Below are 23,604 nucleotides of genomic sequence, written 5' to 3' on the forward strand. Positions count from 1 at the left end.
CTGATGCCGTGGGCACGACTTGATGACCGGTTCCCGTCGAACCGCAAAGTCCGGCCGATATCGGACTCCGCTTTCCGGCTCTACGTCTCGGCGATCTGCTGGAGCTCCGAGAACCTCACCGACGGCGTCATTGCGGCCGGGGAACTCCGCATGGTCTCCGACGTCCGCAACCCGCAGGCGCGTGCCGTGGAACTGGTCAAGTGCGGCCTGTGGGAGGAGATCGCCGGCGTCGGCTGGCGCATCCACGACTACCACGACTACAACCCGACCCGGGACCAGGTGCGCTCGGCGAGGGACTCGAACGCGGCCCGGCAGCAGGCGTTCCGCGACCGCCGGAAGAGCGCCGCGAAAGGCGACCGTAACGCCGTTACGAATCGCGGCCCGGAACGCGAAACCGACGCGAACGCGACGCGAAACGAACATCAACAAGACTTCTACGCGACGGTAACCAACGGTGAAGACGACACATCACCGCAGGTCGCAGCAATTCGTAACGCCGTTAGTAACACTGCCCCGTCCCGTCCCGTCCCGTCCCCAACCACTAATGGTCCCCAGAGAGAGAGTCCTGAACGTAGTACCGGGGCCCAGCCACAGGCGCTCTCACTGATCAACTCCGCCTGGCAACCAAGCCCCGACGACATCCGCACCGCCCAACAAGCCCGCACCGCCGACGGACGCCCCGTCCTCACCGGCCAGCAACTCGCCGACATGACCCGCCGCTTCGTACGCCGCATGACCAGCGACCAGCGCACCGCCCTCCCCGACGCCTGGGGCGCCCGCTGGCAGGACTGGGCCGAACGCGAACGCCCCGAACCCACCGGCCAGGCCTCCCTCCTCGTCGGCCTACCCGGCGGCAAAGGCCCGCTCTGGCCCCACGAACAGCAGGCAGCCAGCCCCGCCACACCACTGCCGCCACCCGTCAGCGACCGCCTCGCCCAAATCGAGGCCGCCATCGCCGCCGACGCCGATACCGGTTGAGCCCGCAGTCCAACCGGTCCAGCCGTAGCCCGCTGTCCAGTTGCCGCTTTTGCCCATCCGCCGTCCCCCGACAGTTGCCGCATCCGAACGGAGCAGCATGCCCGCCACCATCACCGCCGCCGAGTTGAACGTCCGACGCGTCCTGACCCGCCACGCCATCAGCGAGCACTGGCCTGTCACTCCGCAACTGCTGCACCGGATCTCGAAGCTTGCCGCTGCCGCCGCCATCGCGCCGAGGCCAGCGGATCCGCCTCGGGGGCCGGAGGGTGGTCGGCGCCGGTCGAAGACGCCGCCGGCCGCGAAGGGCAGCGCTGCCGTACCGGCGCCCGTGAAGGGCACCGTCCCGGTTCCGCCGGCGGCGATGCTCCAGGTGGAGTGCACGCGCTGCGGGGCGTCGGTGAACGAGCGCTGCCGTAACGACTACGGGGTGCGGGCGAAGGATTTTCACCGTGCTCGTCGGACGGCTGCGGAGGCTCTGGCGTGAATGCCCCCGCCCCGGCGCGCTCTGGCGCCGCCACAGCCCCCTCAGGCGCTCGTCGCCCCTCCGGTCCGGCGATAGCCCCGCAGGCCGCCACGGGGCCGCCTGAGACCTCTGAGCGCCCCTCTGGCGCCTGGGTCCTCGTCACCGGCTCGCGTGCCTTCAAGGCCAAGGTGCACCGCGACGTCCTCGACGCCGCCCTCACCCAAGCCTGGGACGAAGCCCGCCACTTCGGCCGCCAACGCCTGACGATCATTCACGGCACCGCGCCCGGAGCCGACACGCTCGCCGCCAAGTGGGCACTCCAGCACCCCGGCGTGTTCGAAATCGGACACCCCGCCGACTGGAACGGGCCCTGCGGACCCAACTGCAAACCCGGCCACCGCAAACCCGGACGCGGCGGCGCCGACTACTGCCCGCAGGCCGGCGCCTACCGCAACCAGCTCATGGTCAACACCGTGCTGCGCCTGGACGAGCCACGGATCTGCCTGGCGTTCTTCGCCTCGGCGACGGAGGACTCGGCTGGGACCGCGGACTGTCTGCGCCGGGCCCGGCTCGCTGGCCTGCCGTGGCGGGCTTACGACCCGAGGGGGCCGCGGTGAGCGCCCCGCTGAACCTGACCGGTCGCCGCAGGATCAGCGCGCGTCGGCATGCCACGGGGCCGGTCCGCGGTGGCGGCCGGCTGGAGGCGGGGGCGGGGCTAGTCGACCTGGGTGCGTGTGCTGCTCGCGGTCGGCTCGGCGGGGATCGGGTCGCTGTCGCCGGACGCTGCTCGGCGACCGTCCACCTCGTCGGCGATCTTGCGCGCCCATTCGCGGCTGTAGGGCACGTGCTTCTCGATGGTGGTCAGCGGGACGCCGGCTGCACGCGCGTCGGCGACAAGCTCGTCGAGCGCGGTCCTCGTGCTGGCGTGAGCTGCGGCGGCGCGGTCGAGCCTGCGGAGCCAGGCGGCCATTTCCTTGGGCGGGGGCTTCGGCGTCATGGGTGGAATGGTCTCATGGCGGACTGCCAACTGACTAGGCAGTCTTTGTCCATGATTTATTGCCAACTTTGTTGCGATCAAGAGAGCAGGTCTGCCACTATCGAAGTGCCAAGAAAGTTGGCACTTCGAACTCAGGGGGACCCGATGATCGCCAGCAGCCGCGAAGCCCGCCGGATCGTGAGGGCCCGCTCCACCCAGACCCACCTGACAGCCTCCCTGAACCGCGGCCGATCCCTCGCCACCCACGCCCTCGCCGCCGGAGTCGACAAGAAGGACGTGACCGGCTTCGTCAACGGCCTGCGGACCGTCGCCAAGCGCCTCCACGTCCAGCCCGTCCGGATCACCCGCACCAACCGCACCATCGCCGGACGCGACGGCCACTCCCACCGGGTCCAGCACTTCACCACCGCGCAGGTCCAGCTGCTCGTCAGCGCCTACAAGCCCCGCAAGGCGGCCTACATCGCCGCAGCCCACGCACTCGCCGCCTAGGAGCCACCGCCATGACCGAGGACGAAGCCCGAGCGATGGTCGAGCAGCACCTCGCCGACCAGGCCCGGCAGCAGCGCGAGCGCACGGAGGCCGCCAAGTCCGGGCCTGTCCACATCCGCAAGAAGATCGCCCGCAAGCGCGGCGACGGCTTTTACCGAGTGCAGTACAGCGCCAGCGAGAACGGCTCCCAGACCCTGTGCGGCGCGCCCGCTGGCAACGACAGGACCTGGGCCGAGACCCGCTTCGCGAAGCACCTGGCCACCGTCACCTGCGACACCTGCAAGCAGATCCGCACCACCGCCTAGCCACCGCCCACCCTCCCGAAGGAGCTCCACATGCTGCCCACCTGGTCTGAACTCAGCCCCGAAGCCCGCGCCGAGGTAGAGCCGCTGATCGGCGACACCACGGTCGCCCGATTCGGCCTCTACCACGCCCGACAGTCCGCCATCGGCCAGTGGGCCAGGCAGAGCCAGGACCGCACCGCCCGCATCATGCGCGGCACGCCCAGCGCCGCCGACCGCCCCGCCGTCTGAGTACCGCCCGGGTGCGCGACCTCCCCGCGTGCACCCTGCGAGGCACCCAGCCAACCGACCCGACCGAACCGCTGACCGACCGGAGAACACGCCATGACCACGCTCACCGCCGTTGACAGAGTCGCTCAACTCCGCAAGCAGTACGCCATCCAGGGCGAGCCCCTCGATGCCCTGTCCGACCTTGACGTCCTCAACCGGTACGCCGTGGACTGCGAGCGGGAGCGCATCGCCATCAACGACCGGTACATGAGCGTCCTCGTCGAACAGCGCAAGCACGGCGACGCCGTGAGGACCGCGGAACGCATCGACCTCGCCCGACGCGCCGACGCCTACGCCCGCGCCGCGGTGGACCGCTGGATCACCGACCTCACCCGAATCCTGCGCGCAGTCGAGGTACTGCCCGATTGCCCCAAGCCGGAGCGCGTCGCCCTGGTCAAGCAGATCGCCACAGACACCCGCCACATGATCAGCCTGCGGTCCGGCGCGCGATCTGACAGCGGATTCGACCGCATCGCGGAAGCCGACCGGCTCGCCCTTCATAACGTCCGCAGCGTCGTTGGCGTCCTCGGCGCGCAAGACGGCCTCCCCGTGGGCGAGGTGATCCGCATGCTGAAGGCGGCCCTGGATCCCGCGCAGAACATCCGCGACCTGTTCATGGTCGCCGACACTGGAACGCCCAAAGCTGAACTGCGACCACAGCCGCCGCTCTTCCTCGGCGACGACTGGTCCGACCGCGTCAGCTTCTACGCCTATGAGCCCGACGCCGGCACCCGCGGCCGTGTCGTGGCCTACGCCATCGGCGACCAGTGGCACCTCGACGTACAGACATCCACCGGCGGGCTCGTCGCCTACGGCATCGCCGCGGAACAGGACGTAGCCGCCATGGCACCCCTCCTGGTCGGCCGGGCGCAGGCGTGGGCCAAGGAGCCCGGCTACGCGTGGCGCCGGTTCCAAGACGCCACCAAGGGCATGGCCACCGACAACCCTGCCGGGGCCGCCGAGTGAACCCCACCCGCGAGTCCCTGTGGCACGGCTTCTCCATGGACGACCTCGACCGGCTCGCCCGCATCGCCACCCTCCGGGCGTTCGGCGGCCGGAACCTGGACCTCGTCGACCGCTACGAGACCGCCTGGGATGCCATCGCCGTAGCCCTCGCCACAGCCGACGAAGCCCCCGCCGGCGGCCTCCTGGTCGTCATCGGTGCCCGCGCCGTCGACCGTGCCGCGCAGGACCACCAGCACACCTGGGGCAAGGCCCGCACGTGGGGCTCCGCCGAGGGCGACATCGCCGCCTACCAGCGGTACTGGGAACTCGCCCGCCGTAGTGCTGCATCGCCTGAGGATGCGGTTGTGGACCGCACGGCGCTGCGCCAGATCTGGCCGCGACTGTCGGTCACTCACCAGCAGGTGCTGTATGCGCTGGCGGTCCACGACGGCGACCACGCGGAGGCCGCGGCGACCCTCGGGAAGACGCTGGGCACGTTCCGGACCCACTTGAAGGACGCGCGCGCCGCCTACCGGGTGCTGTGGCACGAGCACGAGACGCCGTCCCGCATGTGGGGCAAGTCCGGCCAGCGCGGGCGCCGGACGGCTGCGCAGACCATCGCCAACCGCCGTCAGCAGCGCGCCCGCCGGGCCGCTGCAGCCTGACCTCGCCTGGCCGCCCCGGCGGCCACCCCACCAGGAGACACCGTGACCGAGCCCACCGCACCCGCCCTGTTCCTCCCGAAGCCCAGCACGCCCGTCGACCCCGACTTCCGCGAGACGCTCCAGGGCGGCCATGCCCTGGTCCTGGAGCACGCCCCCGGGCATGCGCTGGTGATCGAGTACGGGGACTGCGAGTTCTGGTTCTCGTGCCAGTGCAGCCATCGCCTGCCCATGCCCTCCCGCCCGAGCGCGTCCTTCGTCGCGCCCATGGAGCGGCTGATCGGACACACCCCGGACAGCGGGCACCCGCTGGTGCCGCACTGCCAGTGCGGTGAGCGCCTCGGCCGCCCGTTCCTGGCCGACGCCCTGAACGTGCACCTCGACCCGGCCCTGACCCGCTGGGAGCAGCACTCGATGAGCCTCAGCACGACGGGAGTCCAGCGATGACCGAGCACCTGACCGATGAGCAGCTCGCAGCCGCAGCCCGGAAGGCCGCCGTCAGCATGGTCGGCGGACTCGCCCCCGGCTTGACCGGCCTGAACATCGCCGCCGAGATCGCCGAGAAGGTCACCGCGCCCTACGCCGCCGAGATCACCCGCTTGCGCGCCGCCCTGGCCGAGTACACGCATCCCGTCGCGACCTGCTCCAACTGCCACCACCTCGCCCCGTGGCACGTCGGCAGCCTCGGCAAGACCGAGCGCCCCTGCACTCAGCACGCATGCGGCTGCACCGACCTCGCCACCGCGCCCGCCGCCGCCCCGTGCGCCTGCACCACGGAGCCCGTCCACCAGCACGGCTGCCCGCGCTTCTGACCCCGGCGCGGACCGCGCCCACCGACCACCTGAGGAGCACCGTGAACCACACCACCGCCGAGCCGACCGGCGTCACCATCGATCTCTTCGCCGGTCCCGGCGGCTGGTCCGAGGGCATCCGCCGCCACCTCGGGATCACCGACATCGGCATCGAGTGGGACCGCTCCGCATGCCTCACCCGCCATGCCGCCGGCCACCTCACCATCCAGGCCGACGTCGCCACCTACCCGACCCGGCACATGGCCCACCTCCTGCGCGGCCTGATCGCCTCACCGCCCTGCACCCTGTTCTCCTCCGCAGGCAAGGGCACCGGGCGCCGCGTCATCGACCTCCTCGCCGACGGCATCCGCCGGTTGTTCCGCGGCGACGACTGCCGTGGCGAAGTCATCGCCGCGATCCACCCCGTCGCCCTGGCCGAACTCCGCGAAGCCAACGCCAAGAAGGCACCCGAGAAGCAGCGCACCGACACCCAGCTGGAAGCCGCAGCCGGCACGGACGCCGCCTGCGCCGCCCTGGTGATGGAGCCCGCCCGCTGGATAGCCGAACTCCTCGCCGCCGACGGGATCCTGGAATGGGTCGCCCTGGAGCAGGTCCCCGCCGTCCAACCGCTGTGGGATGTCTACGCCGAGGAACTCCGCCGCCTGGGCTGGTCCGCCTGGACCGGGAAGCTCAACTCCGCCGACTACGGCGTCCCGCAGACCCGCACCCGCGCGATCCTCATCGCCTCCCGCACCCGGACCGTCCAGCCGCCAGCCGCCACGCACTACGACCCCCGGCGCGAGAACGCCCTCGCCGACATCGGCCAGGACTCCCTGTTCGCGCCCGAGCTGCCCCGCTGGGTGTCCATGGCCCAGGCCCTCGGCTGGGCCGCCGAGCAGACCGTCAACACCCGCGGCGACCGCAAGACGTCCGGAGGCAACGAGTTCTCCGCCGACCGGCCGTCGTGGGCGCTGACCGAGAAGACCCGCTCCTGGATCCTGCACACCAACCGTGGCCACTTCCGGGCCGACGGCGAACGCCAGTTGGTGAACCCGGAGTCCCAGCCCGCGCCCACGGTGACCACGAAGACCGGCGAGCAGTGGACGCTGCGCAACGGCAACCAGCCCCGGGCCGCTGTTCGTGAGGCTGACGAGCCCGCCCCGACGATGACGTTCGGCAACAATGCGGCCCGCGTCGAGTGGGTGCTGCGGAACAACACCAACGCCAACGCCTGCGTCCGGGCGATGGACGAGCCCGCAGGCACCCTGTTCTTCGGGCATCGGGGCAACGACGTGTCCTGGGTGCTGCGCTCCGGTCAGTCCGTCGCCGGCGAAGGTCGAGCCGAGCGCAGCCAGGACGAGCCGGCCGTGACCATCACCGGTCGCGCGGATCTGTGCGCCTGGACGCAGGAGCGGCCGGCGACCACGGTCTGCGCCACGAACCGCATCGCCCCACCCGGCCACCGTGACCGCGACCCGGGCGGCGAGTCCCAGTTCGCCAGCCCGGAGACGGTCCGCATCACCGTCCAGGAGGCCGCTGTCCCGCAGTCCTTCCCTGGCGACTACCCGTGGCAGGGGACCCGCACGAAGCAGTTTGAGCAGGTTGGGAACGCCGTCCCGCCGCTGCTCGCCGCCCATGTCGCGTCTGCCGCGTCCGGCATCCCCATGCCCGCCTGACCGCCGTCCCGACCTTGGAGCTGTCCGTGTCCGACACCCCCGACCGCGAGATCCGCCGGCGCGCCCATCAGCTGGTCGCCGCGGCCATCCGAGACGGCCTCAACATGTGGGAACTCGACCGCTACTACCCGGACGCAGAGGACCAGGAACGCCTGGCCGTCCAGCTGGAGACCATCGCCCGCCGCCTGGAGAAGCTCGGCGAACCTGCCTGACCCCACCCCCCATCGCGCCCGCTGCGGGCGCATGAACCCCAAGGAGCCCGCTGTGCCCGAGCCCGCTGACTGGCCGTTCGGTACCGACGCCGACCGCGACGACCCGCTGACCGCCCTGCGCGTCGCCGTGACGTCGTCGCACCCGGACTGGTGCTACATCACCTCGTTCGACCGCGAGTCCCCGGTGCGCCCGACCGATGCCGAGGCCGCGATGCTCGGCTCGTTCAATGAGGAGTACATCGCCTACTGGTACAACGAGCGCTACAAGGCGAAGTTGGCCGAGCGTCTGCTCGATGTGGACGGCGGCGCGAACGGCGTCACGTTCATCAAGTACGGCGAGGACGACTGGGGCTATCGGCGGCGCACGTGGACGATGGGGCCGAGGTACGTGCCGCAGTCGCCCCGGTTCGCCGACCGGCAGGTTGGGCCGCTGTCGCTGGCCGACCTGATGGGTCGCATCCACAACCACGGGGACGACAAGCCGTCGAAGCGGTGGACGGACTGGGTCGCCGCTCACCCCGGCGTGTTCCCCGCCGTTGCCGCTGGGGCCGACCAGTGACCGCCCGCGACTTCGGCCACGAGCCGCTGCTGATCAATGAGCAACGGTGTGGTGGCTGCGAGGTCTGCGGCGACACCGAGGAGCAGGAGATCTGCGTCCGTTGCACCGTGCATGCGCGACGCGCCGTCCGCTGGCCCTGCGCGACCGCCGTGGTGCTCGGGCTGGCCAGCAGGAGCGAACAGTGACCGCACGCGATGACCTGCGAGTCCCGTTCGCCCTCGCCGTGGCCATGGCCCACCAGCCGGTATCGATGGTCGACGAATGCCTCGACGAGTACGAGGCCGCGCATCGCGCCGAGGTGCTCAACGAGGCCGCCGACTGGCTGACGAAGAAGTACGGCGTGACCAACCGCGCCGCTGGAGACCTGCGCCGCATGGCCGCCGACCCCACCGCCCCGACCGAGAGCAAGGACTGACCATGACCGACCTGCCCACTCTCCGCGCCGCCGCCTACCGCTACCTCGACGCCGGCCACGACGGCACGACGCCGCGCCGCTGGCGGACCGTCATCACCGACAGCGAGTCCCTCACCGGCTACGGCCCCGTCTGTCCCGACCCGGGCCATCCCGGCATCCCCGACATCGGCATCGACCGCGACGAGACCGGGGTGTATGACTGCTGCCCGCCGATCACTGAGACGTACTCCGAGGGCGTTGCCACGTACATGGTGGAGCTACTCAACGCCGACGCGATTGCCGCCCTGGACGCCGACCGGATGCAGCGCTACGAGGCTGCCATCGCCGCGGTGGCCGTGCAGGCTGCCGAGTGGGCCCGGCTTACTCCTGCCGATCCCGTCCTGTCGGACGTTGGGCGGCAGATCCTGCACCTGCTCGCCGCGCCCGCCGCTGTTGTCGTCGCGCCGGTCGAGGACGGCGAGCAGTGACCGGGGCGGAGGTGCCCGAGCCGCCTGAGGTGTTCGTCAGCGCCTCCCGCTTCACCGTGACGTGCATCCCGGCCGACAGTGCACCCGATGCCCACGTCTGGGCCCTGCACGTCGAGCAGAAGCGCGACGGGAAGTGGGTCGTCACCGACGGCTTCGGCTACCTCAATGGCGACCTGACCTTCGAGGACCGCCCGTACTTGCAGTGCCTGTTCGACCTGGATGCGGCTCTCGCGCTGGCGAAGGAGGCGGCGCCACTGATGATCATCAACGGGCGCACCGTCCCGCAGGCCCTGGCGCTCGCCGCCAAGTGGAAGGAAGACCATGCCTGAACCCACCCTGCGTGCCCGTCTCGCCGCCGTGCTGCGTAAGGCCGCGTTCTTGTGCGACGGCTGCTGCGACCTGGCCGACGAGGCCGCGTGCGATGCCGCGCACCCGATCCAGCCCACCGTGCTGCACTTCGGTGTCGTGGCGGACATCGCCGGGCCGGTCGACGCCATCGCCGAGGCGGTGATGGGCGAGGTCCAGGGCGACGTCGACCGGCTGCAAGAGCGTGCGGAGAAGGCCGAGGCCGAGCTCGCTGGCGCGCGGGCCACGATCGATCACATGTCCAATGCCATGAGTTGGATCGCGGGCCACGACCGGCAGGGCCTGGACCACCTGGAGGAAGCCCAGTACGAGGCCCATGCGCGGGAGGCTGCCGTGGTCCAAGCCCGCCGCTGGGCTGTGCGCGCACGGGCCGCAGAGGCTGCCCTTGCTCCGGTCCGGGCGGTCGAGTCGGATGACCTGCACGGCTGGTACGCGGCCATGGACGACGACGCGCCCACCCCGGCCGCCGAGGACGTGATCGTCATGCCGTGCTTCTCCACCCTGATGCGGAGGTTCGGCGGCGAGCCGATGCACCCGCACTCCGCCCACGACTGGGCCCCGCAGCCGGGCATGACGCCCGTCCGCTGCCCCGGCACGACCACCACCCAGGAGTCCTGACATGCCGATCACCCGTGTCCGCCGCCTGCCCACCGAGAACGACGCCGTCCGCTGGACCGGCAGCAACTTCGCCGAAGTCGAGGCGTTCCTCGGCAAGGACTTCGCCGGATACCGCCACTGGTTCGACCACGCCACGAAGGCGCCCTCACTCGACCAGACACCGCTGCTCCTGCTGCACACCATGGAGCACCGCAACGAGCCCTTCGCCGCACCACCCGGCAGCTGGCTGCTGCGGGGCGTCCTGGGCGAGCACTGGGCCGTCGACGCTGAGGTGTTCGCCCGGACCTACGAGCCGCTGGAGGCCGCCCGATGATCGCCACCATCCTCGCCCTGCTCCTGGCCCTCGCCTGCCCGACGCCGGCCAGCACCAGGAGGAGCCGTGACCTGCTACTGCCGCCACTACCGGTGGCTGTTCGTCGCCGCGCCGATCCTGTTTGCCGCGGTCGAGCTGCTGATCAAGTTCGTGGCCGCAAACTTCTGGATGGCGTCGCTGGGCCTGGTCCCGCTCTTCACCTTTCAGGCCGGTCTTATGCTGCGGTCCGAGCATCAGCGGCACCTCGCGCTCCCGGAGTCGGTCGTCGACTGCGCTCACTGCGGGAGGCGTATCCGGGACGGCCTCAGCTTCAAGCACACCAACGGCCCGATCGTGCAGCATTTCCACGGCGACCGCCCCGACTGCCGGGCCGCATCGGAGGCGGCGGCCCGCGAGCCCGCGTTCCCCGGCGGGAGGGGCTGTGCGCCTGGCTGCTGCCCGATCTGCGGCATGGACGACCTGGCGGGCCTGGAGCCGTGCTGGGGCGGTCTGATGGCGCACCAGGACTGCGCGGAGTGGCTCGACGAGGAACCGCGACTGGATCGGGAGCAGCAGCGGGAGCAGGTCCACCACTTTCCGTCGCACGGGCCTGCCACGCGCGGCGGCTACCCGGCGGGCAACGTCCCGGTCGAGGACCTCCCGCCGATCCCGGAGGCGTTGATCCAGCGCAGCCCGGTCGAGGCGTACCGGGCTGCGCGACAGGCCCAGAAGCAGGAGCTGAAATCCATCCGCGCCGAGCTGGATCGGATCAGCGCGCGGGGCGACGGGCTGCGGGCGCTCCGCGCTGACCTGGATCGAATGCAGGCGGAGCTGGCAGCGCGCCCACCGCTGGCCCCGTGAACCATCGAAGGCGGTCAGTCCCACTCCGGGGCTGGCCGCCTTCGTCGCGCGGTCACAGCGGCATGATCCTCCCGGCGGCGGTGAGTGCCGCCTCGACCTCCACGAACTGTGCCCGCAGCGCGCTCAACCGTTCGGCTTCGGCGGTGTGGGCGGCGAGGTACGGGGCCAGTTCGGCCGGTCCGAGGACGGGGCCGTACACGTCGCGGGTCTCCCGGTAGGACTCCCGCAGCGACTCGATCATCCGATCGATCACGAACACGGACTGCCCGACCAGCTCCCACGGCCGGCGCCGCAACGCTTCGACGCGCCACTCCTCCGCGGGCAGGGCCTCCCGGACCCAGGCGATGACGCGGACGGGCAGGTCGGGGTCGCTGGGCGGGGGCAGGCGCTTGGGCCAGTTGTGGGGTTGGATTCCGCGACGTCGTTCGGGCATGTGTTCGATTATGCGACTACGGGGAGGAACGTACCACCCAGCCCACCAGCCACGACGTGACGACGCCCCTGCCGCAGCAGCAGGGGCGTCGGCGGTGCAGTCCTACACGGAGGAACCAAACGCGGCGACCTCGATGCTCTTCCGCCCGGTCTCTCGCAGCACCCGGCCCAGCATCGTGGTGGCGGACTGGCCCTCGCGCATCTTGTCGTCGGCGAGACGGATCAGCGAGCGTCGCCCGGCGGCCGGCGCGGTCTTGGTCTTGAAGTTCGTGTCCATCGTGAGTCTCCTCGGTCGTGGGCCGGTCGGCCCGTTGATCACAGCCGGGTGGGCTGCGAGTCCGCCCCGGAGGCGGAAGTCATGGGTGTTGCCGGGGTAGGCGGCCCGGTCGGCAGCATCTGCCAGGGCCCGTGGTCGGCGTGGCCAGCCGGACCGATACAGCGGTCATCCATGCGGTACGGGCCGTCCCAACGCCGCCGGACGTAGCCGCACTCGCCGACCAGCTGGCGGCCCTCCGTGGTCTGCTCGTCTGCCCAGACGACGCGGGCCAGCTTGCCGTGCGTCATCTGCGCGGCGGTCTCCGGGCTGCCCCAGGTGGCACCCAGGTAGTGGTTCCGGTTGCGGATGGACACGGTCCCGTCTGGCCACTGCACGCCGTCGTGGGTGATGACGGAGCCGTCCGAGGCGTCGAGCCAGATCACGAACAGGCGCGACTCAGTCACTTCTGCCTCCCAGCCAGTGCCGCGGCCTCGGCTGCCGCGCACGCCTTGCACACGTCCTCGACGAAGCCACCCGGCAGCGGGTTGAGCTGATCGCGGGTGCAGTAGTCGAAGCACAGTGCGCACATGACCCGGCCGTCCGTGAGCCGGTCCAGGCGCGTCCACGTCCCGCCGTCGGCGAGCTCCACGGTCAGGAAGTCTGCGGGCTCGGTCACGTCTCCTCCTTCGGCGCGGCCCACGTGCTGCCGGGTTGCTGCGGGAAGCAGATGCTGTAGCCGCCGGGGTAGTGCACCCACCGTGGCGGTCGTGGGCCTCCCATGGCGGGCTCGGCCTTGTCTTCGATCTCCCGGTCGCACCAGCGGCAGTGCTCCGGCCGCCAGCCGACGATCAGCCGGGCAAGTTGCAGGACGCTGTCGCTGGTCGCGTCCTCGATCACGCCCTCCTCCTGCACGCACTCCGCCACCGAGGCGACGACCGTGGCCAGGGCCGCGTTACAGGACTGAGGCAGGCCGGACGGGCGCTCGCGGAGTTCCCGCACGGCGGCGGTCAGGACTTCGAGATCAGTCACAGCTTCACCCACCCAGCGCGCGGGCCTTTGAGGCGCGCACCCATGTCCCCGTGCTCGCCGTCGACCGGGCGCAGGTCCTCGCGGCTGCGGTCGTTGGCCAGCAGTTCCAGCGCTTCCCGAAGCGACGGGAGACTCACGGCGATCATCGCCTTCTCCTTCTGGCGGCTCTCCTTCGCGTCGACCTCCGTGTACTTCTCGACGGCCACGAACACCGTGTCGTCGACGACGGCCAGCGTGAGGATCTGGTCGGGTGGCCGGGCTCCGTCGAGGCAGTCGGCGAGGCTGATCTGAAAGACGGCCATCAGGTCTCCGTGGTCTCAGGCAGCAGCAGCGCCAGGTAGGCGCGGACACGCTCATCCCGGCCGCACTGGCAGGCGGCGCTCGTCCCCCGGCGCGGGCAGTCGTAGCCGCCAGCACCGTCGTCGACGAGACCGTGCGGCTCGGCGAGCATGCGGGTGACGAGGGTGCGCAGCCGGCCGACCCGCGCCAGCGTCGTAGCGGGATCCTGTCGCGCGGCGTGCCGGAACTGGGCCCGCAGACCCCAGCCCTCGGCGTCGGAATGGTCGGAGCCGTCCTCGCACACGACACCCCAGTAGCCCGAGGTCACCTGCGGCGGCCGGGGCAGTCCCGGGCGCAGGGCCACGAGCAGCTCCACGTCGCCCTGGTAGTCCGACGCCACCCACTCGTCACCGTCGGGGGCAGGCGTCCAGTGGCCGGGCGTGCCGACGACGGTGTCTCCGCTGGCTTCTCGGGCGAGGCTCTCGTCCTTGTCGAGCTGCTTTCGGATGGCGTCGGCCAACTCTGCGATCGAGGCGGTCACTGGCTGGTCTCCTTCATGGCGCTGTGCTGCAAGCAGTGGGCGCAGTCGACGTTCGTGTTCTCGGGCAGTTGGGTGTCGTCCGGGCTGAAGAGGATCCGGCAGGCGGTCATGCCTGCTCCGTCGACGTAGAGGCCGTGGGTGTAGGCGGCGTGCACGATCCGGCCGCTGGCGAGACGGACGCGCAGCGGGAAGTCGCGAACCGGCGGCGGCTTGCGGCTCACAGGTCGACCTCCGTGAGCATCGCAGCGACGGTCAGCGCCATGGCCTGGTATTCGCCGCCGGACAGGGTGACGGTTCCGCCGCGCTCCAGGATGCCGACCGCGTTCGGGCCCAAGGTGATCTTGACTTCCCGCAGCGCGGCCTCGATCTTCGCGGCCATCTCGGTCAGCGTGAACGATGTCGTCCCGATCGACATCTCGCCGTCGACGTCCAGGTACGTCCCAAGCAGGCTGATCCGGGGCTCGGGCCGGGCCGACTCCGGGGCATGCGCGCACAGGCCCCACGCGAAGGTGTGCTGCCAGGGCTTGTTGCGGGGACGGCAACTGGACGAACTGCAGCCGTCGAAGTCCTCGGGAGCGGGCACCAGCGGTCGCCTCGCCCCTGCGGTCGGGTCGCCCTGCGGCGGGTTGGCAGCCAGCCGTCGGCGGGCCTCTTCGATGTCCATCGGGTCTCCAGGGTGAGGGTCAGAACAGGGCGGAGTCGTCGGTGCGCGCCGGAGCCTCAGCGCCAGCCAGGCACCAGCACCACTCCGCCTGCGGGAAGCGGTCCCGATGCTCGGGGTGGTGCCATTCCCGGGAGCGGTGGGACACGTCGCCGGGGCATTCGGCCATCTCGGTGCACGAGGTGCTCTTGTCCAGGTGGACCGTCATGTGGCCGCCGCAGTAGAACCGCCGCTTGTTGCCGGTGGCCTTGGCCCAGCGTTCGTCGTAGCGGACAGCGGAGCCGCTGCAGGAGTTGCGCTGGTGGAAGATTACCGAGCCGTCGGGCAGGTCGGGGCGGATCAGGTTCGGGCCGGTGAACACGATGGCCTTCTGCCGCCGGGTGATCGGTTCGCGGCAGGCGTGGCAGCAGCCCGGCATGATCGCCATCTCTTCGGCCATGCGCTCCGCCGCCCGTGCCATGACAGCGTTGGTGTGGACTTCCCGGCAGGGCGGCAGTTCACCGCACAGGCGGCACACCCAGTAGTGCTCCGGGATGACATCCCAGTGGGCGTCGGCAGGGCCCATCAGGTGCAGCGGCTTGGCGGTGGGCTGGTCGATGTCCTGGAGGACGACGACCATCGGCCGCCGGTACCAGGTTGCCGGGTTGGGCATGTTCGCCTCGACCCACATGTCGCGGAAGCGCTCGGGCCAGTCGGTCTGATCGCGTTCGCGGACCTCGACTACGCGGTACGGGCGGCGCTCCCAGACGGTGATCTGACCGACTTCGAGGCTCTTGTAGGTGTGGTAGCCGGTGCCTTGCTGGGGTGTCCACTTGTCGGGGTCGTAGCGGATGAACACGGCACTGCCTTCCGGTATCTAATGGTTCGTCACATTATCTCGCGGTTTGCCCATGATCGGGCGGCTTTACCGGAGTTGATCAGGTCGAATCCCGCAGGTCAGCCTGGGTCGCCCCGCTCGGCATGATCCGCTCCAGCACCCAGTCCGCCACCCACGCCCCGGCCGCCGACAACACCGCCAGCACCCCGACGAACATCCCGGCCGCCGTCCACCAGCGGCCGTCCATGCCCGACGCCACCATCACCACCGCCGCGACCGGCAGGTTGACCGCGGTGACGACCATGGCCGTGCAGAGGATCACGGCGCGCTCCGACAGGTAGACCGTCACTCGCTGCCCCCGTCGAGCGTGTAGAACACCCGCCGCCCGCCATCCACCGCCCGCCACCCACGCACGACCCGCCCACGCTCCTCCAGGCGCCCCAAAGCCGCGTACACCGCACCCGGCCACCCGCCGACACCCTGCACGATGTCGTCGCCCAGGCAGCCGCCCGGGTGGGCCGCCAGCCACGCCACAATGCGGGCCTCGCGGGCCTGCTGACGGCGGACGGTGAAACGGGTGAAGGCGATCACTGCGCACCTCCGCGGCAGTCCATGTGCCTCAGCCCGGGCTCCCCGCGCCACCACGGCCCACGCGGCCCGTTCCAGGTACCGAGGTTGACCGGACGCGCCTTCGTCGACCGGCCGCCGCACTCCGAGCAGCGCGTCAGCAGCCTGCGCCGGGCCTCCTGCAAGGGCCCGACCTGCACACGCCAGTGATGGACGTGGGCAACCCACAGGCGCGACCGGCGCCAGGTGCCGTCGGCCCGCTGGGTGCGTCGCCCGCAGACGGTGAGGCTGTCGTGGCCGCCGGGCTCCCGATGCCACACCGTGATCATGCAGGGCCAGTACAGGCCGCGACCGGCGACCACGGAGTACGTGCCGCCGAACCTCCAGCGGACGCCCTGACGGGCGGCCAGCTCGGTCTTCCAGGAGTCCTGCCTCGGCCACGGGCGGCGGATCTCGAACGCGACAACCAGTGGATCATGCATGGGCGCCGTCCTCGGCGAGGAGTCCCACGATGCCCCGGGCCTCGGGCGGGTCAACCTTGACCGAGCCCGTCAGGAACCGGTAGTAGGCGGCGTCCAAGTCCACGGCGGCCATGACCTCCAGGATCCCCGTGGCGTGCTCCCGGGCGTCCTGACAGGTCCACTGGCCCATCTGCTCACCGTTGATGTACAGGGCGAGGAACGGCTCCATCTTGGCGTTCACGCCCGGCTCCAGGCGCAGCGGCGCGGTCGCAGCGTCGTCCAGCGGCGGCCGGTCCGCGCGCAGGTCCCCGACGCAGGCCAGGTCCAGCGCCATGCCGACCTTCCCGGCCAACTGCCTAATCACCAGGGCGTCGTGCTCGGCCTGGGCTGCTGCCGTGAGGACGGTGCTGGCCCAGGCGATGCCCTGGTCGCGGTTCAGGGTGCGGGCCGTGTCGCCGTCGAGGTGGATCGTGGCGACGTAGGTTCGGCCGTCGGGGGCCAGGTCGGACACGATGCTGATCACCGCGTCTGGTTCGCGGCGGGGCTTGGGCTTCGGGCGGCGCTTGGTCATGCGGGTGGTCCTTTCGTTGGCCCGGCGGCCGGGCGGAGAAGGTTAGGAGGTGCGCTGGGCTGCGAGGCTGCGGGCGATGTCGGCGATCACGTCGGCCTGGGTATCCACGCGCTTCCGCTCGGCCTCGTAGTCCCGGCGCAGCGCCCGACTGTCCTCCGCGCCGTGGTAGTACCGCATCAGCGAGTCGAGGAGCGCGCGGGCTTCCTCGCCGCCGAGGGTGATCGACGGCTCGACGTCGGCGCTGCCCTCGGTGATCTCCTGCATGGACGGCTGACCGCCGGGCCGGTGAAGGTACCGGCCGCCGGGGCCCTCGTTGAGGATGAAGACGCGGACGCCGTCGCCGAACGGGCCGTCCGTGACGTGAACGTTGATCATGGCTTACTCCAGCGTGGTCGGGGTGGTTGCTGCCTGGCCGGCGCGACCAGGCAGCAAGCGGGCGGGGTGGGTCAGCCTCGGCAGGCGGTGAGCAGCCACGCGGGCCGCTCCTCCAGCGGCGTGAGGCCCAGCACGGCCAGTGCGGCGCGGAGCCTCTCGTCGGCCTCCGCGTTGGCCTCGGCCGCCAGTACGGCCGGGTCGATGACCGTCAGCTCGCCCAGATAGGCCGAGTGCTTCTTCGCGGACAGGAACAGGTCCCCGAACTGGTAGCCGCCGTGCTCGAACTCGACGCCGATCCTGGCCTCGGCGTCGCGGCGGCGCTGACGCCACGCGTCCGGGTCGGCGTCGAAGTCGCCTTCCTCGTAGCCGACGGCGGCCATCAGCCGCTCCTCAGCCTTGTCCTGGAACTCGTCGTCCTCGCCGAGCCAGTCGAGATTCAGGCCCCACAGGTCGCTGTCCTTGGGGTGGATCTCCTTAACCTGCCAGCCGTCCTCGTCGGCGCGCAGACGGTAGCCGTAGATCAGCTTCGCGGTGGTGCTCATTCCCATGGTGATCTCCGATCGGTGAGGGCGGGTCAGGTGTCGGGGCAGCTGTGCCCGTCGCAGCTGTTGCAGTGGTGCCAGGCGAGCGGGTTGCCGACGAAGGCGGCTGCGGCGAGCGTGGCGCGGGCTGCGAGGGCGGCGAGGAACTCGGGGCGGAGCATCAGCGCGCCGGGTTCTTTGGTCATCTCGGCGTTGATCTTGCGGATGAGCGGGTTCAACTCCGACAGGTCCAGGTCGTCAGGCATCGTCGGCGACCTCGGTCCACTCGCCACCGGGAACGTCCCGGTGCAGCAGTGCGACGCAGGCCCACGACGGGTCCTTGACGAAGAACTCGGCCCCCTGCCGGGACTTGCAGGTCAGCACGTTGCCGTTCTGGGCACGCGCACCCCACAAGCAGGCGTCATCGCGCCGCTGCCGGGCCTCGTCGACGTGGTTGTTGTGCAGGTCGACGGCCTCCTGCGTGCCAACAGTCTCGGCCCAGATCTCGACCGCATCGAAGTACCGGTGGTACAGGTCGCGCAGGTCGTCGCCGTCCACCGGCAGGCCCGTGTCCTCGAAGTCGGGGCTGTAGTTCTCGGCGGCGTACTCGTAGCCCTCGTTCTCGACCTTCCAGACGAAAGCGACGAACTCCAGCCAGTCGTAGTCGGACAGGCCGGTCGGGTTCTGGATGTCGGACATGGTCGGGCCCTCCTGGCAAGGGCTGAGGTTGGAGTGGGCGTCACGGCCGCAACCGCAGCGGACACCGCCAGGGCCGTAGGTGATCGCGGCGTCGAGGTCAGGCATCCTCGGCCTCCTCGACGTAGCCGCTGATGGTGCGGTACAGGTCGGGGTTGCTGAGGCAGGCCTCGATGACCGTGGACAGGATCCAGCTGTCCTTCGGGAAGTCGTCGCCCTTGGGGTGCCTGGTGCCCTGGACGTAGCCCATGACGGCGGCTTCCTTCATCAGCACCCGCTCCCGCTCGGTGAAGGTGCCGAAGCGTTCGGCTGCCTGCTGGCGGCGTTCGGCCGCACGGTTGGCGAAGAGGGTGAGCAGGGCGTCGGGCAGCGGCGGGTCGACGGCGGTGGGTTCGGGCATCAGCCGGCCGCCTTCGCCACGGGCTTGCGGTCGCGTGCGCCTTGGGCGACGCCGATGGCGAAGTTGATGCCCGCCACGCGCGCGGGGTCGGGGGCGATCCGCAGTGACGTCAGCAGGGTGTCGAGGACGTCGTTGATGCCGTCGGCGCGCACGTCGGCCAGGTACGGGGCGAGGGCGGCGTTCATCTCGGCGTCGGTGCCCTGCATGGCCTGCCACACGGCGAGGATCTTGGGGAGGGCGATGGCGAACGCGTCGGTGTCCCACTCGCCCTTCCGCAGCCGGGACTGGCACTTGGCGGGCCAGGTGGAGCAGGCGCAGGCGCGGTCGTGGTAGTAGTCCGCGAGCGTCTGGTTGCCGACGTCGATCAGGGCTTCGAGGGTCGCGGTGGGGAGGTCGAGAGGGTCGGCGGGCTCAGACATGAGGGTGATCCTTTTGGGATAGTTTGTGTGGGTTTATCATCTCATCCTGACGCATGATCAGGTCAGGGAACGGCCCCATCCGCCCCGCCAAAACCGCACGCCGGAGAGGGCGGTGGGGCAGGTCAGCCCTGGGCCGGCTCGTCCACGACTGCAATCTGGAAGCCGTAGCCGTAGTAGAACGGGTTGCCGCTCGACCAGCCCACGGTCAGCTCCAGCACGTCGCCCATGTCCGCGTAGATGTGCCAGCGCGTGAACTCGTCCGTCGTGCCGACGCCGGTGATGACGTGGTCGATGCGCTCCGGGTGCAGCAGGAACGCCTCCAGCTCTGTGAACGCGCAGCAGTCGTCGGTATCGACGAGGAAGACCCGCTTGCCGCTGTCGAGCGTCAGAGCCGTGCCCCGGCCGCGCCAGCTGTTCGCCGACTCCGGGATTACGGCGTCCCTCTCGATCATTACGATCCGGTGCCCAACGACCGCGTCAGCGAGCGCGCTGACGTTCCTCGGCATCGTGCCGTCGTCGACCTCGTCGGACAGGGTCTCGATCTCGTAGCTCACTGCTTCGGACATGGTGGGACTCGCTTTCGGTTGAGGGTTGATCAGACGAGCGTGACGAGCCGGGCGTAGTGGCCCTGCTGCTCGAGGTCGACTTCGCGTCCGCGCGGCCCGTTGCGGTTCTTGCCGACCTCGAGGTGGCGGACGCCGTTGTCGGGGCCCGGGTTGGCGGGGTCGTCGGGGATGTCCTTGGAGATCAGCAGGATCACGTTGGAGTCCTGCTCGATCTGGCTGGAGTCCTTGAAATCGGACACCAGCGGCTTGCGGCCGACCTGCCCCCGGTTGAACTGGGCCAGTGCCATCACGGGGACCTGGAACTCCATGGCGAGGAGCTTCAGGCCGCGCGAGATGTCGGCGACTTCCTGGGTGCGGTTCCTCGAGCCCGGCCCCTCGGGTGCGATCAGTTGGAGGTAGTCCGCGACGACGAGGGCTGGCGGGTTGCCCGTGGAGTGCATCCACCGGACCCGGGCGCGGATCTTGGACAGGGACAGGCCGGGTGAGTCGTCGAGGATGAAGTTGGTGGCGTTGCGGAGCCGGTCGGCGACCTTGGCGATGCGCTCCCAGTCCGGTTCGATCAGCTTGCGGTTGACGAGCCTGGACAGGTTCACGCTGGCTTCGGCGGCGGTGAGGCGGGCCAGCAGTTCGGTGCCGCCCATCTCCATGGAGGCGACGAGGACGGGCCGGTTGCGGCGCAGTGCCACGTGCGCGGCGCAGTTGAAGCCGAGGAGCGACTTGCCGCCGGAGGTCTCCGCGCCGACCGCGATCAGGTCGCCGGGCTTGAAGCTGGTGACCTCATTCAGGTCCTTCCACGGGGTGTCGAGGGCGTTGGGGTCCTCGCCTGCCTCGAGCTGGTCGATGAAGTCGTCCCACCGCTCCCCTACGGACAGCTTGGGTGCGTCCTTGGGCGAGCCGAGGATCAGGGCTTGGAGGTCGGCGATGGTGGTGTCGAGGATGTCGTCGGGGTTGTCGCGCTCGAGGCTGCGGCGGACGGTGCGGGCGGCGATCTCGTAGATGCGGCGGAGCTTGGCGGTGTCGCGGACGATGCCGGCGTACCAGTCGGCGTTGGCGCTGACCGGCACAGCGGCGACGAGGCGGTGCAGGTATTCGCTGCCGCCGATGCGGTCGAGCTCTCCGACTTTGAGGAGCTGCGCGCCGACGGTGATCGGGTCGGGTGTGATGCCGGGTTGTCCGTGGACTTCGAGGATTGCGGTGTGAATGGTGGCGTGGGCGGTGCGGTAGTAGTCGCCGGGGCCGGCGAGGGTGTCGGTGGCGTCGTCGATGGCTCGTTCGCCGAGGAGCATGCTGCCGAGGAGTGCCCGTTCGGCGGAGAGGTCACGCGGACGCGGGTCCTCTTCCTCGAGGTGCTCGGGCTGGTCGTTCATGCGGCGGCGTCCTTGGTGTGGTCGGGGTGGCAGGTTCGGCATGGCGCGGAGCTGCGGAATCCGTCGGCGTCTTCGGTGGTGCGACGCCGGGTGGCGGGGTTGCAGTCCTCGTCCTCGCACCACGGGGTGGTTGGGCCGCCGGGCGAGGCGCGGGTCTTGGCGGTGGGCTTCTTGATCAGGTCGGCGATGCGGACGGGCAGGACGGTGATGAAGTTCTTGATCCCACCGGGGTTCTTCGTCAACTCGGTGGCGAGGTCGTCGTCCAAGTCCCAGCCCTGTGCGTGGATGGCTTCCAGGAGCTGCGGGGCGAGCTTGGCGGCCGTGGCGCGTCCGACGGCCCAGGGTCCGGGCAGCGACTGGAGGAAGGTCTCGGCTGCTTGTTGCTGGTCTCCTCCGCCTCCTCCTGGGGTGGTGGAGGCAGGCGGGTCGGCAGGTGCGGAGGTGGTGGTCTCTGGTGGGGTGGTGGTGATGTGGTCGGGTGAGCCGACCGATTCCGCTTCGGATTGGTCGGGTGAGCCGACCACCCCTGGTCGGGTAGGCCGACCGATTTCAGATTTGGGATCGGTCGGGTGAGCCGACCGATTGGTGGTCTCGGGTCGCCGGTGGCCGACTGCTCCACGGAGCCGATACACGCTGGCTCCGTAGCGGCCTTTCTCGCCCTCAACGACTTCCAGTTCTCCGGCTTTCAGGAGCACCTGGATCGCGTCGGTGACGGCCTCGCGGGTGCAGTTCGCCCGCTGCTGGAGAAAGGTCACGGACCCGTAGGCCTTGCATTCTCTGGCGGCCGGCAGAGCCTTGTCGGCGAGGGCCAGCAGCACGAGGCGGCCCACCCCCTTGGAGCTGGAGTGGTTCCACACCCAGTCCATCGCATCAAGGCTCACGTGCTCTTCTCTCGAACGTCGCGTCAGGAGTCGCTGGCCGGGCGCGTCAGTCCGCGAGCATGAACTTGTCGACGGTGAGCTTGTAGGCAGTGGCGAGTTGGCCGAGCGTGGCGAGACTGGGGCGGTTCTCCTGCCGGGTGATCCGGGAGAGGACGCCGGGGTCGACGCCGGAGCGGCGGGAGATTCGTGAGAGGTGCAGCCGGCCGTCGTTTCGGACATCTCCGGCGAGGGTGGCAGCAGCTTGGAGGGTGGCGAGGTTGAGCTTGTAGGTGGCCACAGATGGCCTTTCGATGTGGGTGCGTTTTGGCAGGGAGGTGCAGTGCGAGCACCGTGTGCCGCTACACAAAGCATACCCCATTTGCTGTGGCGCTACAACGAGACTGGTGCGCGGCACCCCCTGGCAGGCGACCGAATTTGGCCACGACCTGCACGAATGTGACCCCGATCAACGACAGCGGGTAGCGCGCACGCTACGATCTGCACGTATTGATGGGCGCGCACACGAAACGGACGGGGCATGAGCGGCGAACACGACGACTTCGCCCGCTGGCTGCGCGAACGCGCCCGCATCGCCGGCTTCGACCTCGACCAGCGCGGCATGACCTCACGCCTCGCCGAAGCCTCCGGCATCGACCCCGCCCAGATGAGCCGAGCAGTACGCGGCCTCAGCGTCCCCGCCATCGAAGGCCAGCGCGGCCTCGCCAAAGCGCTAGGCCTCAAGCTGCCCGAGGTCATGATCCGCGCCGGATCAGCCACACCCGACGACTTCCCGCCCCAGTGGGACCTCGACGACTCCCCGGCCCCGCCGCTCTCCTCGCGGGACATCGAGAGCGTCTACCTGACCATGTACGCGTCCCGCTTCAGAATCACCGACCAGGACACACGGCGCTTCATCCGGATGGTCAAGGCGCTCGCCACCGAGCTGGGCCACGGCCACATCGAGGATGAGCAGCCCGCCTCGGACGGCTAGCCTGTCCCCGGCGCGCGTCTGCCAGCGAAGGGACCCGGCGCGCGCCTTCTACACGCCCACGTCCCTCGCCCGGGTGGTTTCACCCGCACCCACCACACCCGGCCGCCCGCGCCCGTACCGTGCCAGGCATGACCGGCATCAGCGCGTTCACCGTTTCGACCGCGGCAGGCCAGCCCACACCACCCTGCCTCGTCTGCGGCCACCCGACCGAGAAGGTCACCGAGTACGCCGACAACGGGCGCGTCGAGGTCCACTACGAGCCGTGCGGGCACCGCGAATGGGTCGGCGGCACACCCCTCCTGGAAATGTGGCTGCTCCTCGCCGCGATCAACGGAGGCGACTGAGCGGGCGCGCCACCGGCGTACCGTGAAGGCCACCTTCCAGTGCGCCCGGCAGGTGGCCTTCACCACCAACCCTAGCCGTCGTCGCCCC

At 70.3% G+C, this 23,604-nt stretch carries 47 protein-coding genes; 22 read left to right on the plus strand and 25 right to left on the minus strand.

Going from position 1 to position 23,604, the window contains the following annotated elements; genetic code table 11:
* The 3 genes from TR46_RS42290 to TR46_RS14555 form a co-directional block, all read left to right on the plus strand.
* Positions 1 to 978 (plus strand): hypothetical protein (locus TR46_RS42290; protein WP_161790130.1); only part of this gene is annotated, 978 nt, incomplete at its 5' end.
* A gap of 97 nt (positions 979 to 1,075) precedes the next feature.
* Positions 1,076 to 1,462 carry a zinc finger domain-containing protein gene (locus TR46_RS14550; protein WP_042399992.1) on the plus strand — a complete coding sequence of 129 codons (387 nt, stop codon included), beginning with the start codon at positions 1,076 to 1,078 and terminating at the stop codon, positions 1,460 to 1,462.
* Positions 1,459 to 2,058, plus strand: a complete 600-nt coding sequence (locus tag TR46_RS14555) for an SLOG family protein (RefSeq protein ID WP_084718500.1) — start codon at positions 1,459 to 1,461, stop codon at positions 2,056 to 2,058. The genes TR46_RS14550 and TR46_RS14555 overlap by 4 nt, the downstream gene beginning before the upstream one ends.
* A 98-nt stretch (positions 2,059 to 2,156) precedes the next feature.
* Here the strand turns inward: TR46_RS14555 and TR46_RS14560 are convergent, their stop codons facing one another.
* Positions 2,157 to 2,438, minus strand: coding sequence for a hypothetical protein (locus TR46_RS14560; protein WP_152626470.1), 282 nt, complete (start codon positions 2,436 to 2,438; stop codon positions 2,157 to 2,159).
* A 144-nt stretch (positions 2,439 to 2,582) separates the two neighbouring features.
* Between TR46_RS14560 and TR46_RS14565 the strand changes: the two genes are divergently transcribed.
* The 17 genes from TR46_RS14565 to TR46_RS14645 all read left to right on the plus strand — a co-directional run bounded on the left by TR46_RS14565 (position 2,583) and on the right by TR46_RS14645 (position 11,363).
* Positions 2,583 to 2,927, plus strand: a complete 345-nt coding sequence (locus TR46_RS14565; RefSeq protein WP_042399997.1) for a hypothetical protein — start codon at positions 2,583 to 2,585, stop codon at positions 2,925 to 2,927.
* Positions 2,928 to 2,938: 11 nt separating this feature from the next.
* A complete protein-coding gene (locus TR46_RS14570) occupies positions 2,939 to 3,232 on the plus strand; it encodes a hypothetical protein (protein WP_042400001.1) in 294 nt (97 codons plus the stop codon).
* A 30-nt stretch (positions 3,233 to 3,262) separates the two neighbouring features.
* Positions 3,263 to 3,460: a hypothetical protein gene (locus tag TR46_RS14575; RefSeq protein WP_042400006.1), complete on the plus strand. Its 198-nt coding sequence runs from the start codon at positions 3,263 to 3,265 to the stop codon at positions 3,458 to 3,460.
* A gap of 93 nt (positions 3,461 to 3,553) precedes the next feature.
* Positions 3,554 to 4,465, plus strand: coding sequence for a hypothetical protein (locus tag TR46_RS14580; protein ID WP_042400010.1), 912 nt, complete (start codon positions 3,554 to 3,556; stop codon positions 4,463 to 4,465).
* Positions 4,462 to 5,109: an RNA polymerase sigma factor gene (locus TR46_RS14585; RefSeq protein WP_052432806.1), complete on the plus strand. Its 648-nt coding sequence runs from the start codon at positions 4,462 to 4,464 to the stop codon at positions 5,107 to 5,109. The genes TR46_RS14580 and TR46_RS14585 overlap by 4 nt, the downstream gene beginning before the upstream one ends.
* Positions 5,110 to 5,151: 42 nt before the next feature.
* Positions 5,152 to 5,553 carry a hypothetical protein gene (locus TR46_RS14590; protein WP_042400013.1) on the plus strand — a complete coding sequence of 134 codons (402 nt, stop codon included), beginning with the start codon at positions 5,152 to 5,154 and terminating at the stop codon, positions 5,551 to 5,553.
* Complete coding sequence (locus TR46_RS14595) at positions 5,550 to 5,918, plus strand: hypothetical protein (RefSeq protein WP_042400015.1); 369 nt, start codon at positions 5,550 to 5,552, stop codon at positions 5,916 to 5,918. The genes TR46_RS14590 and TR46_RS14595 overlap by 4 nt, the downstream gene beginning before the upstream one ends.
* A gap of 41 nt (positions 5,919 to 5,959) precedes the next feature.
* Positions 5,960 to 7,573 carry a DNA cytosine methyltransferase gene (locus tag TR46_RS14600; protein ID WP_042400020.1) on the plus strand — a complete coding sequence of 538 codons (1,614 nt, stop codon included), beginning with the start codon at positions 5,960 to 5,962 and terminating at the stop codon, positions 7,571 to 7,573.
* Positions 7,574 to 7,599: 26 nt separating this feature from the next.
* A complete protein-coding gene (locus TR46_RS14605; RefSeq protein WP_042400022.1) occupies positions 7,600 to 7,785 on the plus strand; it encodes a hypothetical protein in 186 nt (61 codons plus the stop codon).
* A gap of 52 nt (positions 7,786 to 7,837) precedes the next feature.
* Positions 7,838 to 8,344: a hypothetical protein gene (locus TR46_RS14610; RefSeq protein WP_042400025.1), complete on the plus strand. Its 507-nt coding sequence runs from the start codon at positions 7,838 to 7,840 to the stop codon at positions 8,342 to 8,344.
* Positions 8,341 to 8,529, plus strand: coding sequence for a hypothetical protein (locus TR46_RS14615; protein WP_042400028.1), 189 nt, complete (start codon positions 8,341 to 8,343; stop codon positions 8,527 to 8,529). The genes TR46_RS14610 and TR46_RS14615 overlap by 4 nt, the downstream gene beginning before the upstream one ends.
* Positions 8,526 to 8,759 (plus strand): hypothetical protein, encoded by a 234-nt coding sequence (locus tag TR46_RS14620; RefSeq protein ID WP_042400030.1) that lies wholly within the window; start codon positions 8,526 to 8,528, stop codon positions 8,757 to 8,759. Before TR46_RS14615 ends, TR46_RS14620 begins: the two co-directional genes overlap by 4 nt.
* 2 nt (positions 8,760 to 8,761) lie before the next feature.
* The gene (locus tag TR46_RS37890; protein ID WP_052432807.1) at positions 8,762 to 9,226 is read left to right on the plus strand and encodes a hypothetical protein; all 465 of its coding nucleotides are present in this window, start codon (positions 8,762 to 8,764) and stop codon (positions 9,224 to 9,226) included.
* Complete coding sequence (locus tag TR46_RS14630) at positions 9,223 to 9,555, plus strand: hypothetical protein (protein ID WP_042400032.1); 333 nt, start codon at positions 9,223 to 9,225, stop codon at positions 9,553 to 9,555. Before TR46_RS37890 ends, TR46_RS14630 begins: the two co-directional genes overlap by 4 nt.
* Complete coding sequence (locus TR46_RS37895) at positions 9,548 to 10,210, plus strand: hypothetical protein (protein ID WP_052432808.1); 663 nt, start codon at positions 9,548 to 9,550, stop codon at positions 10,208 to 10,210. Before TR46_RS14630 ends, TR46_RS37895 begins: the two co-directional genes overlap by 8 nt.
* A gap of 1 nt (position 10,211) precedes the next feature.
* The gene (locus TR46_RS14640; RefSeq protein ID WP_042400034.1) at positions 10,212 to 10,523 is read left to right on the plus strand and encodes a hypothetical protein; all 312 of its coding nucleotides are present in this window, start codon (positions 10,212 to 10,214) and stop codon (positions 10,521 to 10,523) included.
* Positions 10,524 to 10,589: 66 nt separating this feature from the next.
* A complete protein-coding gene (locus TR46_RS14645; RefSeq protein ID WP_042400037.1) occupies positions 10,590 to 11,363 on the plus strand; it encodes a DNA-binding protein in 774 nt (257 codons plus the stop codon).
* A 52-nt stretch (positions 11,364 to 11,415) separates the two neighbouring features.
* Here the strand turns inward: TR46_RS14645 and TR46_RS14650 are convergent, their stop codons facing one another.
* The 24 genes from TR46_RS14650 to TR46_RS14760 form a co-directional block, all read right to left on the minus strand.
* A complete protein-coding gene (locus TR46_RS14650) occupies positions 11,416 to 11,796 on the minus strand; it encodes a hypothetical protein (protein ID WP_042400040.1) in 381 nt (126 codons plus the stop codon).
* Between the two features lie 102 nt (positions 11,797 to 11,898).
* On the minus strand, positions 11,899 to 12,072 hold the full coding sequence (locus TR46_RS42295; RefSeq protein ID WP_161790131.1) for a hypothetical protein: 174 nt from the start codon (positions 12,070 to 12,072) through the stop codon (positions 11,899 to 11,901).
* 38 nt (positions 12,073 to 12,110) lie between these two features.
* A complete protein-coding gene (locus tag TR46_RS14655; RefSeq protein ID WP_042400041.1) occupies positions 12,111 to 12,515 on the minus strand; it encodes a hypothetical protein in 405 nt (134 codons plus the stop codon).
* Positions 12,512 to 12,727 (minus strand): hypothetical protein, encoded by a 216-nt coding sequence (locus tag TR46_RS14660; RefSeq protein WP_042400044.1) that lies wholly within the window; start codon positions 12,725 to 12,727, stop codon positions 12,512 to 12,514. Before TR46_RS14660 ends, TR46_RS14655 begins: the two co-directional genes overlap by 4 nt.
* Positions 12,724 to 13,080, minus strand: coding sequence for a hypothetical protein (locus TR46_RS14665; protein ID WP_042400047.1), 357 nt, complete (start codon positions 13,078 to 13,080; stop codon positions 12,724 to 12,726). The genes TR46_RS14660 and TR46_RS14665 overlap by 4 nt, the downstream gene beginning before the upstream one ends.
* Positions 13,077 to 13,382, minus strand: coding sequence for a hypothetical protein (locus TR46_RS14670; protein ID WP_042400049.1), 306 nt, complete (start codon positions 13,380 to 13,382; stop codon positions 13,077 to 13,079). Before TR46_RS14670 ends, TR46_RS14665 begins: the two co-directional genes overlap by 4 nt.
* Positions 13,382 to 13,900, minus strand: a complete 519-nt coding sequence (locus TR46_RS14675) for a DUF6221 family protein (protein ID WP_042400052.1) — start codon at positions 13,898 to 13,900, stop codon at positions 13,382 to 13,384. The genes TR46_RS14670 and TR46_RS14675 overlap by 1 nt, the downstream gene beginning before the upstream one ends.
* Complete coding sequence (locus TR46_RS14680; RefSeq protein WP_042400055.1) at positions 13,897 to 14,121, minus strand: hypothetical protein; 225 nt, start codon at positions 14,119 to 14,121, stop codon at positions 13,897 to 13,899. The genes TR46_RS14675 and TR46_RS14680 overlap by 4 nt, the downstream gene beginning before the upstream one ends.
* On the minus strand, positions 14,118 to 14,564 hold the full coding sequence (locus TR46_RS14685) for a hypothetical protein (protein ID WP_042400058.1): 447 nt from the start codon (positions 14,562 to 14,564) through the stop codon (positions 14,118 to 14,120). The genes TR46_RS14680 and TR46_RS14685 overlap by 4 nt, the downstream gene beginning before the upstream one ends.
* 19 nt (positions 14,565 to 14,583) lie before the next feature.
* On the minus strand, positions 14,584 to 15,399 hold the full coding sequence (locus TR46_RS37900; protein WP_052432809.1) for a hypothetical protein: 816 nt from the start codon (positions 15,397 to 15,399) through the stop codon (positions 14,584 to 14,586).
* Between the two features lie 79 nt (positions 15,400 to 15,478).
* On the minus strand, positions 15,479 to 15,727 hold the full coding sequence (locus tag TR46_RS14695) for a hypothetical protein (protein WP_042400061.1): 249 nt from the start codon (positions 15,725 to 15,727) through the stop codon (positions 15,479 to 15,481).
* Positions 15,724 to 15,969: a helix-turn-helix transcriptional regulator gene (locus TR46_RS14700; RefSeq protein ID WP_042400063.1), complete on the minus strand. Its 246-nt coding sequence runs from the start codon at positions 15,967 to 15,969 to the stop codon at positions 15,724 to 15,726. Before TR46_RS14700 ends, TR46_RS14695 begins: the two co-directional genes overlap by 4 nt.
* Positions 15,966 to 16,427 carry a hypothetical protein gene (locus tag TR46_RS14705; protein ID WP_042400066.1) on the minus strand — a complete coding sequence of 154 codons (462 nt, stop codon included), beginning with the start codon at positions 16,425 to 16,427 and terminating at the stop codon, positions 15,966 to 15,968. The genes TR46_RS14700 and TR46_RS14705 overlap by 4 nt, the downstream gene beginning before the upstream one ends.
* Complete coding sequence (locus TR46_RS14710; RefSeq protein WP_042400069.1) at positions 16,420 to 16,977, minus strand: hypothetical protein; 558 nt, start codon at positions 16,975 to 16,977, stop codon at positions 16,420 to 16,422. The genes TR46_RS14705 and TR46_RS14710 overlap by 8 nt, the downstream gene beginning before the upstream one ends.
* Before the next feature lie 42 nt (positions 16,978 to 17,019).
* Positions 17,020 to 17,352 carry a hypothetical protein gene (locus TR46_RS14715; RefSeq protein ID WP_042400070.1) on the minus strand — a complete coding sequence of 111 codons (333 nt, stop codon included), beginning with the start codon at positions 17,350 to 17,352 and terminating at the stop codon, positions 17,020 to 17,022.
* 71 nt (positions 17,353 to 17,423) lie between these two features.
* Positions 17,424 to 17,894 carry a hypothetical protein gene (locus TR46_RS14720; protein WP_042400073.1) on the minus strand — a complete coding sequence of 157 codons (471 nt, stop codon included), beginning with the start codon at positions 17,892 to 17,894 and terminating at the stop codon, positions 17,424 to 17,426.
* 32 nt (positions 17,895 to 17,926) lie between these two features.
* Complete coding sequence (locus TR46_RS14725) at positions 17,927 to 18,139, minus strand: hypothetical protein (RefSeq protein WP_042400076.1); 213 nt, start codon at positions 18,137 to 18,139, stop codon at positions 17,927 to 17,929.
* Positions 18,132 to 18,677: a hypothetical protein gene (locus TR46_RS37905; protein WP_052432810.1), complete on the minus strand. Its 546-nt coding sequence runs from the start codon at positions 18,675 to 18,677 to the stop codon at positions 18,132 to 18,134. The genes TR46_RS14725 and TR46_RS37905 overlap by 8 nt, the downstream gene beginning before the upstream one ends.
* Positions 18,670 to 18,969: a hypothetical protein gene (locus TR46_RS14735; protein ID WP_042400079.1), complete on the minus strand. Its 300-nt coding sequence runs from the start codon at positions 18,967 to 18,969 to the stop codon at positions 18,670 to 18,672. The genes TR46_RS37905 and TR46_RS14735 overlap by 8 nt, the downstream gene beginning before the upstream one ends.
* Positions 18,969 to 19,388 (minus strand): hypothetical protein, encoded by a 420-nt coding sequence (locus tag TR46_RS14740; RefSeq protein WP_042400085.1) that lies wholly within the window; start codon positions 19,386 to 19,388, stop codon positions 18,969 to 18,971. The genes TR46_RS14735 and TR46_RS14740 overlap by 1 nt, the downstream gene beginning before the upstream one ends.
* Before the next feature lie 122 nt (positions 19,389 to 19,510).
* Positions 19,511 to 19,954: a DUF7448 domain-containing protein gene (locus TR46_RS14745; protein ID WP_042400091.1), complete on the minus strand. Its 444-nt coding sequence runs from the start codon at positions 19,952 to 19,954 to the stop codon at positions 19,511 to 19,513.
* Positions 19,955 to 19,983: 29 nt separating this feature from the next.
* Entirely contained in the window at positions 19,984 to 21,321 is a 1,338-nt protein-coding gene (locus TR46_RS14750; RefSeq protein ID WP_042400096.1) for a replicative DNA helicase, read from the minus strand.
* Complete coding sequence (locus TR46_RS37910; RefSeq protein WP_152626471.1) at positions 21,318 to 22,202, minus strand: hypothetical protein; 885 nt, start codon at positions 22,200 to 22,202, stop codon at positions 21,318 to 21,320. The genes TR46_RS14750 and TR46_RS37910 overlap by 4 nt, the downstream gene beginning before the upstream one ends.
* 46 nt (positions 22,203 to 22,248) lie before the next feature.
* Positions 22,249 to 22,479 (minus strand): helix-turn-helix domain-containing protein, encoded by a 231-nt coding sequence (locus tag TR46_RS14760; RefSeq protein ID WP_042400102.1) that lies wholly within the window; start codon positions 22,477 to 22,479, stop codon positions 22,249 to 22,251.
* 240 nt (positions 22,480 to 22,719) lie between these two features.
* On the opposite strand from TR46_RS14760, the gene TR46_RS14765 reads away from it, so the two are divergent.
* Both TR46_RS14765 and TR46_RS14770 read left to right on the plus strand, forming a co-directional pair.
* Complete coding sequence (locus TR46_RS14765) at positions 22,720 to 23,172, plus strand: helix-turn-helix domain-containing protein (RefSeq protein ID WP_042400108.1); 453 nt, start codon at positions 22,720 to 22,722, stop codon at positions 23,170 to 23,172.
* 128 nt (positions 23,173 to 23,300) lie between these two features.
* Positions 23,301 to 23,516: a hypothetical protein gene (locus tag TR46_RS14770; RefSeq protein WP_042400112.1), complete on the plus strand. Its 216-nt coding sequence runs from the start codon at positions 23,301 to 23,303 to the stop codon at positions 23,514 to 23,516.
* The last annotated feature ends 88 nt before the right edge of the window (positions 23,517 to 23,604 follow it).

This window comes from Streptacidiphilus carbonis, from assembly GCF_000787775.1.
Classification (GTDB): Bacteria; Actinomycetota; Actinomycetes; order Streptomycetales; family Streptomycetaceae; genus Streptacidiphilus; species Streptacidiphilus carbonis.

Excerpts from the sequence above, each read along its gene's own strand:
- TR46_RS14550 (WP_042399992.1), top strand. The coding sequence starts at position 1,076 with ATGCCCGCCACCATCACCGCCGCCGAGTTGAACGTCCGACGCGTCCTG.
- TR46_RS14560 (WP_152626470.1), bottom strand. The coding sequence starts at position 2,438 with ATGACGCCGAAGCCCCCGCCCAAGGAAATGGCCGCCTGGCTCCGCAGG.
- TR46_RS14565 (WP_042399997.1), top strand. The coding sequence starts at position 2,583 with ATGATCGCCAGCAGCCGCGAAGCCCGCCGGATCGTGAGGGCCCGCTCC.
- TR46_RS14570 (WP_042400001.1), top strand. The coding sequence starts at position 2,939 with ATGACCGAGGACGAAGCCCGAGCGATGGTCGAGCAGCACCTCGCCGAC.
- TR46_RS14575 (WP_042400006.1), top strand. The coding sequence starts at position 3,263 with ATGCTGCCCACCTGGTCTGAACTCAGCCCCGAAGCCCGCGCCGAGGTA.
- TR46_RS14580 (WP_042400010.1), top strand. The coding sequence starts at position 3,554 with ATGACCACGCTCACCGCCGTTGACAGAGTCGCTCAACTCCGCAAGCAG.
- TR46_RS14595 (WP_042400015.1), top strand. The coding sequence starts at position 5,550 with ATGACCGAGCACCTGACCGATGAGCAGCTCGCAGCCGCAGCCCGGAAG.
- TR46_RS37890 (WP_052432807.1), top strand. The coding sequence starts at position 8,762 with ATGACCGACCTGCCCACTCTCCGCGCCGCCGCCTACCGCTACCTCGAC.
- TR46_RS37895 (WP_052432808.1), top strand. The coding sequence starts at position 9,548 with ATGCCTGAACCCACCCTGCGTGCCCGTCTCGCCGCCGTGCTGCGTAAG.
- TR46_RS14640 (WP_042400034.1), top strand. The coding sequence starts at position 10,212 with ATGCCGATCACCCGTGTCCGCCGCCTGCCCACCGAGAACGACGCCGTC.
- TR46_RS14650 (WP_042400040.1), bottom strand. The coding sequence starts at position 11,796 with ATGCCCGAACGACGTCGCGGAATCCAACCCCACAACTGGCCCAAGCGC.
- TR46_RS42295 (WP_161790131.1), bottom strand. The coding sequence starts at position 12,072 with ATGGACACGAACTTCAAGACCAAGACCGCGCCGGCCGCCGGGCGACGC.
- TR46_RS14670 (WP_042400049.1), bottom strand. The coding sequence starts at position 13,382 with ATGGCCGTCTTTCAGATCAGCCTCGCCGACTGCCTCGACGGAGCCCGG.
- TR46_RS14685 (WP_042400058.1), bottom strand. The coding sequence starts at position 14,564 with ATGGACATCGAAGAGGCCCGCCGACGGCTGGCTGCCAACCCGCCGCAG.
- TR46_RS14705 (WP_042400066.1), bottom strand. The coding sequence starts at position 16,427 with ATGCATGATCCACTGGTTGTCGCGTTCGAGATCCGCCGCCCGTGGCCG.
- TR46_RS14710 (WP_042400069.1), bottom strand. The coding sequence starts at position 16,977 with ATGACCAAGCGCCGCCCGAAGCCCAAGCCCCGCCGCGAACCAGACGCG.
- TR46_RS14715 (WP_042400070.1), bottom strand. The coding sequence starts at position 17,352 with ATGATCAACGTTCACGTCACGGACGGCCCGTTCGGCGACGGCGTCCGC.
- TR46_RS14720 (WP_042400073.1), bottom strand. The coding sequence starts at position 17,894 with ATGAGCACCACCGCGAAGCTGATCTACGGCTACCGTCTGCGCGCCGAC.
- TR46_RS14725 (WP_042400076.1), bottom strand. The coding sequence starts at position 18,139 with ATGCCTGACGACCTGGACCTGTCGGAGTTGAACCCGCTCATCCGCAAG.
- TR46_RS37905 (WP_052432810.1), bottom strand. The coding sequence starts at position 18,677 with ATGCCTGACCTCGACGCCGCGATCACCTACGGCCCTGGCGGTGTCCGC.
- TR46_RS14735 (WP_042400079.1), bottom strand. The coding sequence starts at position 18,969 with ATGCCCGAACCCACCGCCGTCGACCCGCCGCTGCCCGACGCCCTGCTC.
- TR46_RS14740 (WP_042400085.1), bottom strand. The coding sequence starts at position 19,388 with ATGTCTGAGCCCGCCGACCCTCTCGACCTCCCCACCGCGACCCTCGAA.
- TR46_RS14745 (WP_042400091.1), bottom strand. The coding sequence starts at position 19,954 with ATGTCCGAAGCAGTGAGCTACGAGATCGAGACCCTGTCCGACGAGGTC.
- TR46_RS14750 (WP_042400096.1), bottom strand. The coding sequence starts at position 21,321 with ATGAACGACCAGCCCGAGCACCTCGAGGAAGAGGACCCGCGTCCGCGT.
- TR46_RS14765 (WP_042400108.1), top strand. The coding sequence starts at position 22,720 with ATGAGCGGCGAACACGACGACTTCGCCCGCTGGCTGCGCGAACGCGCC.
- TR46_RS14770 (WP_042400112.1), top strand. The coding sequence starts at position 23,301 with ATGACCGGCATCAGCGCGTTCACCGTTTCGACCGCGGCAGGCCAGCCC.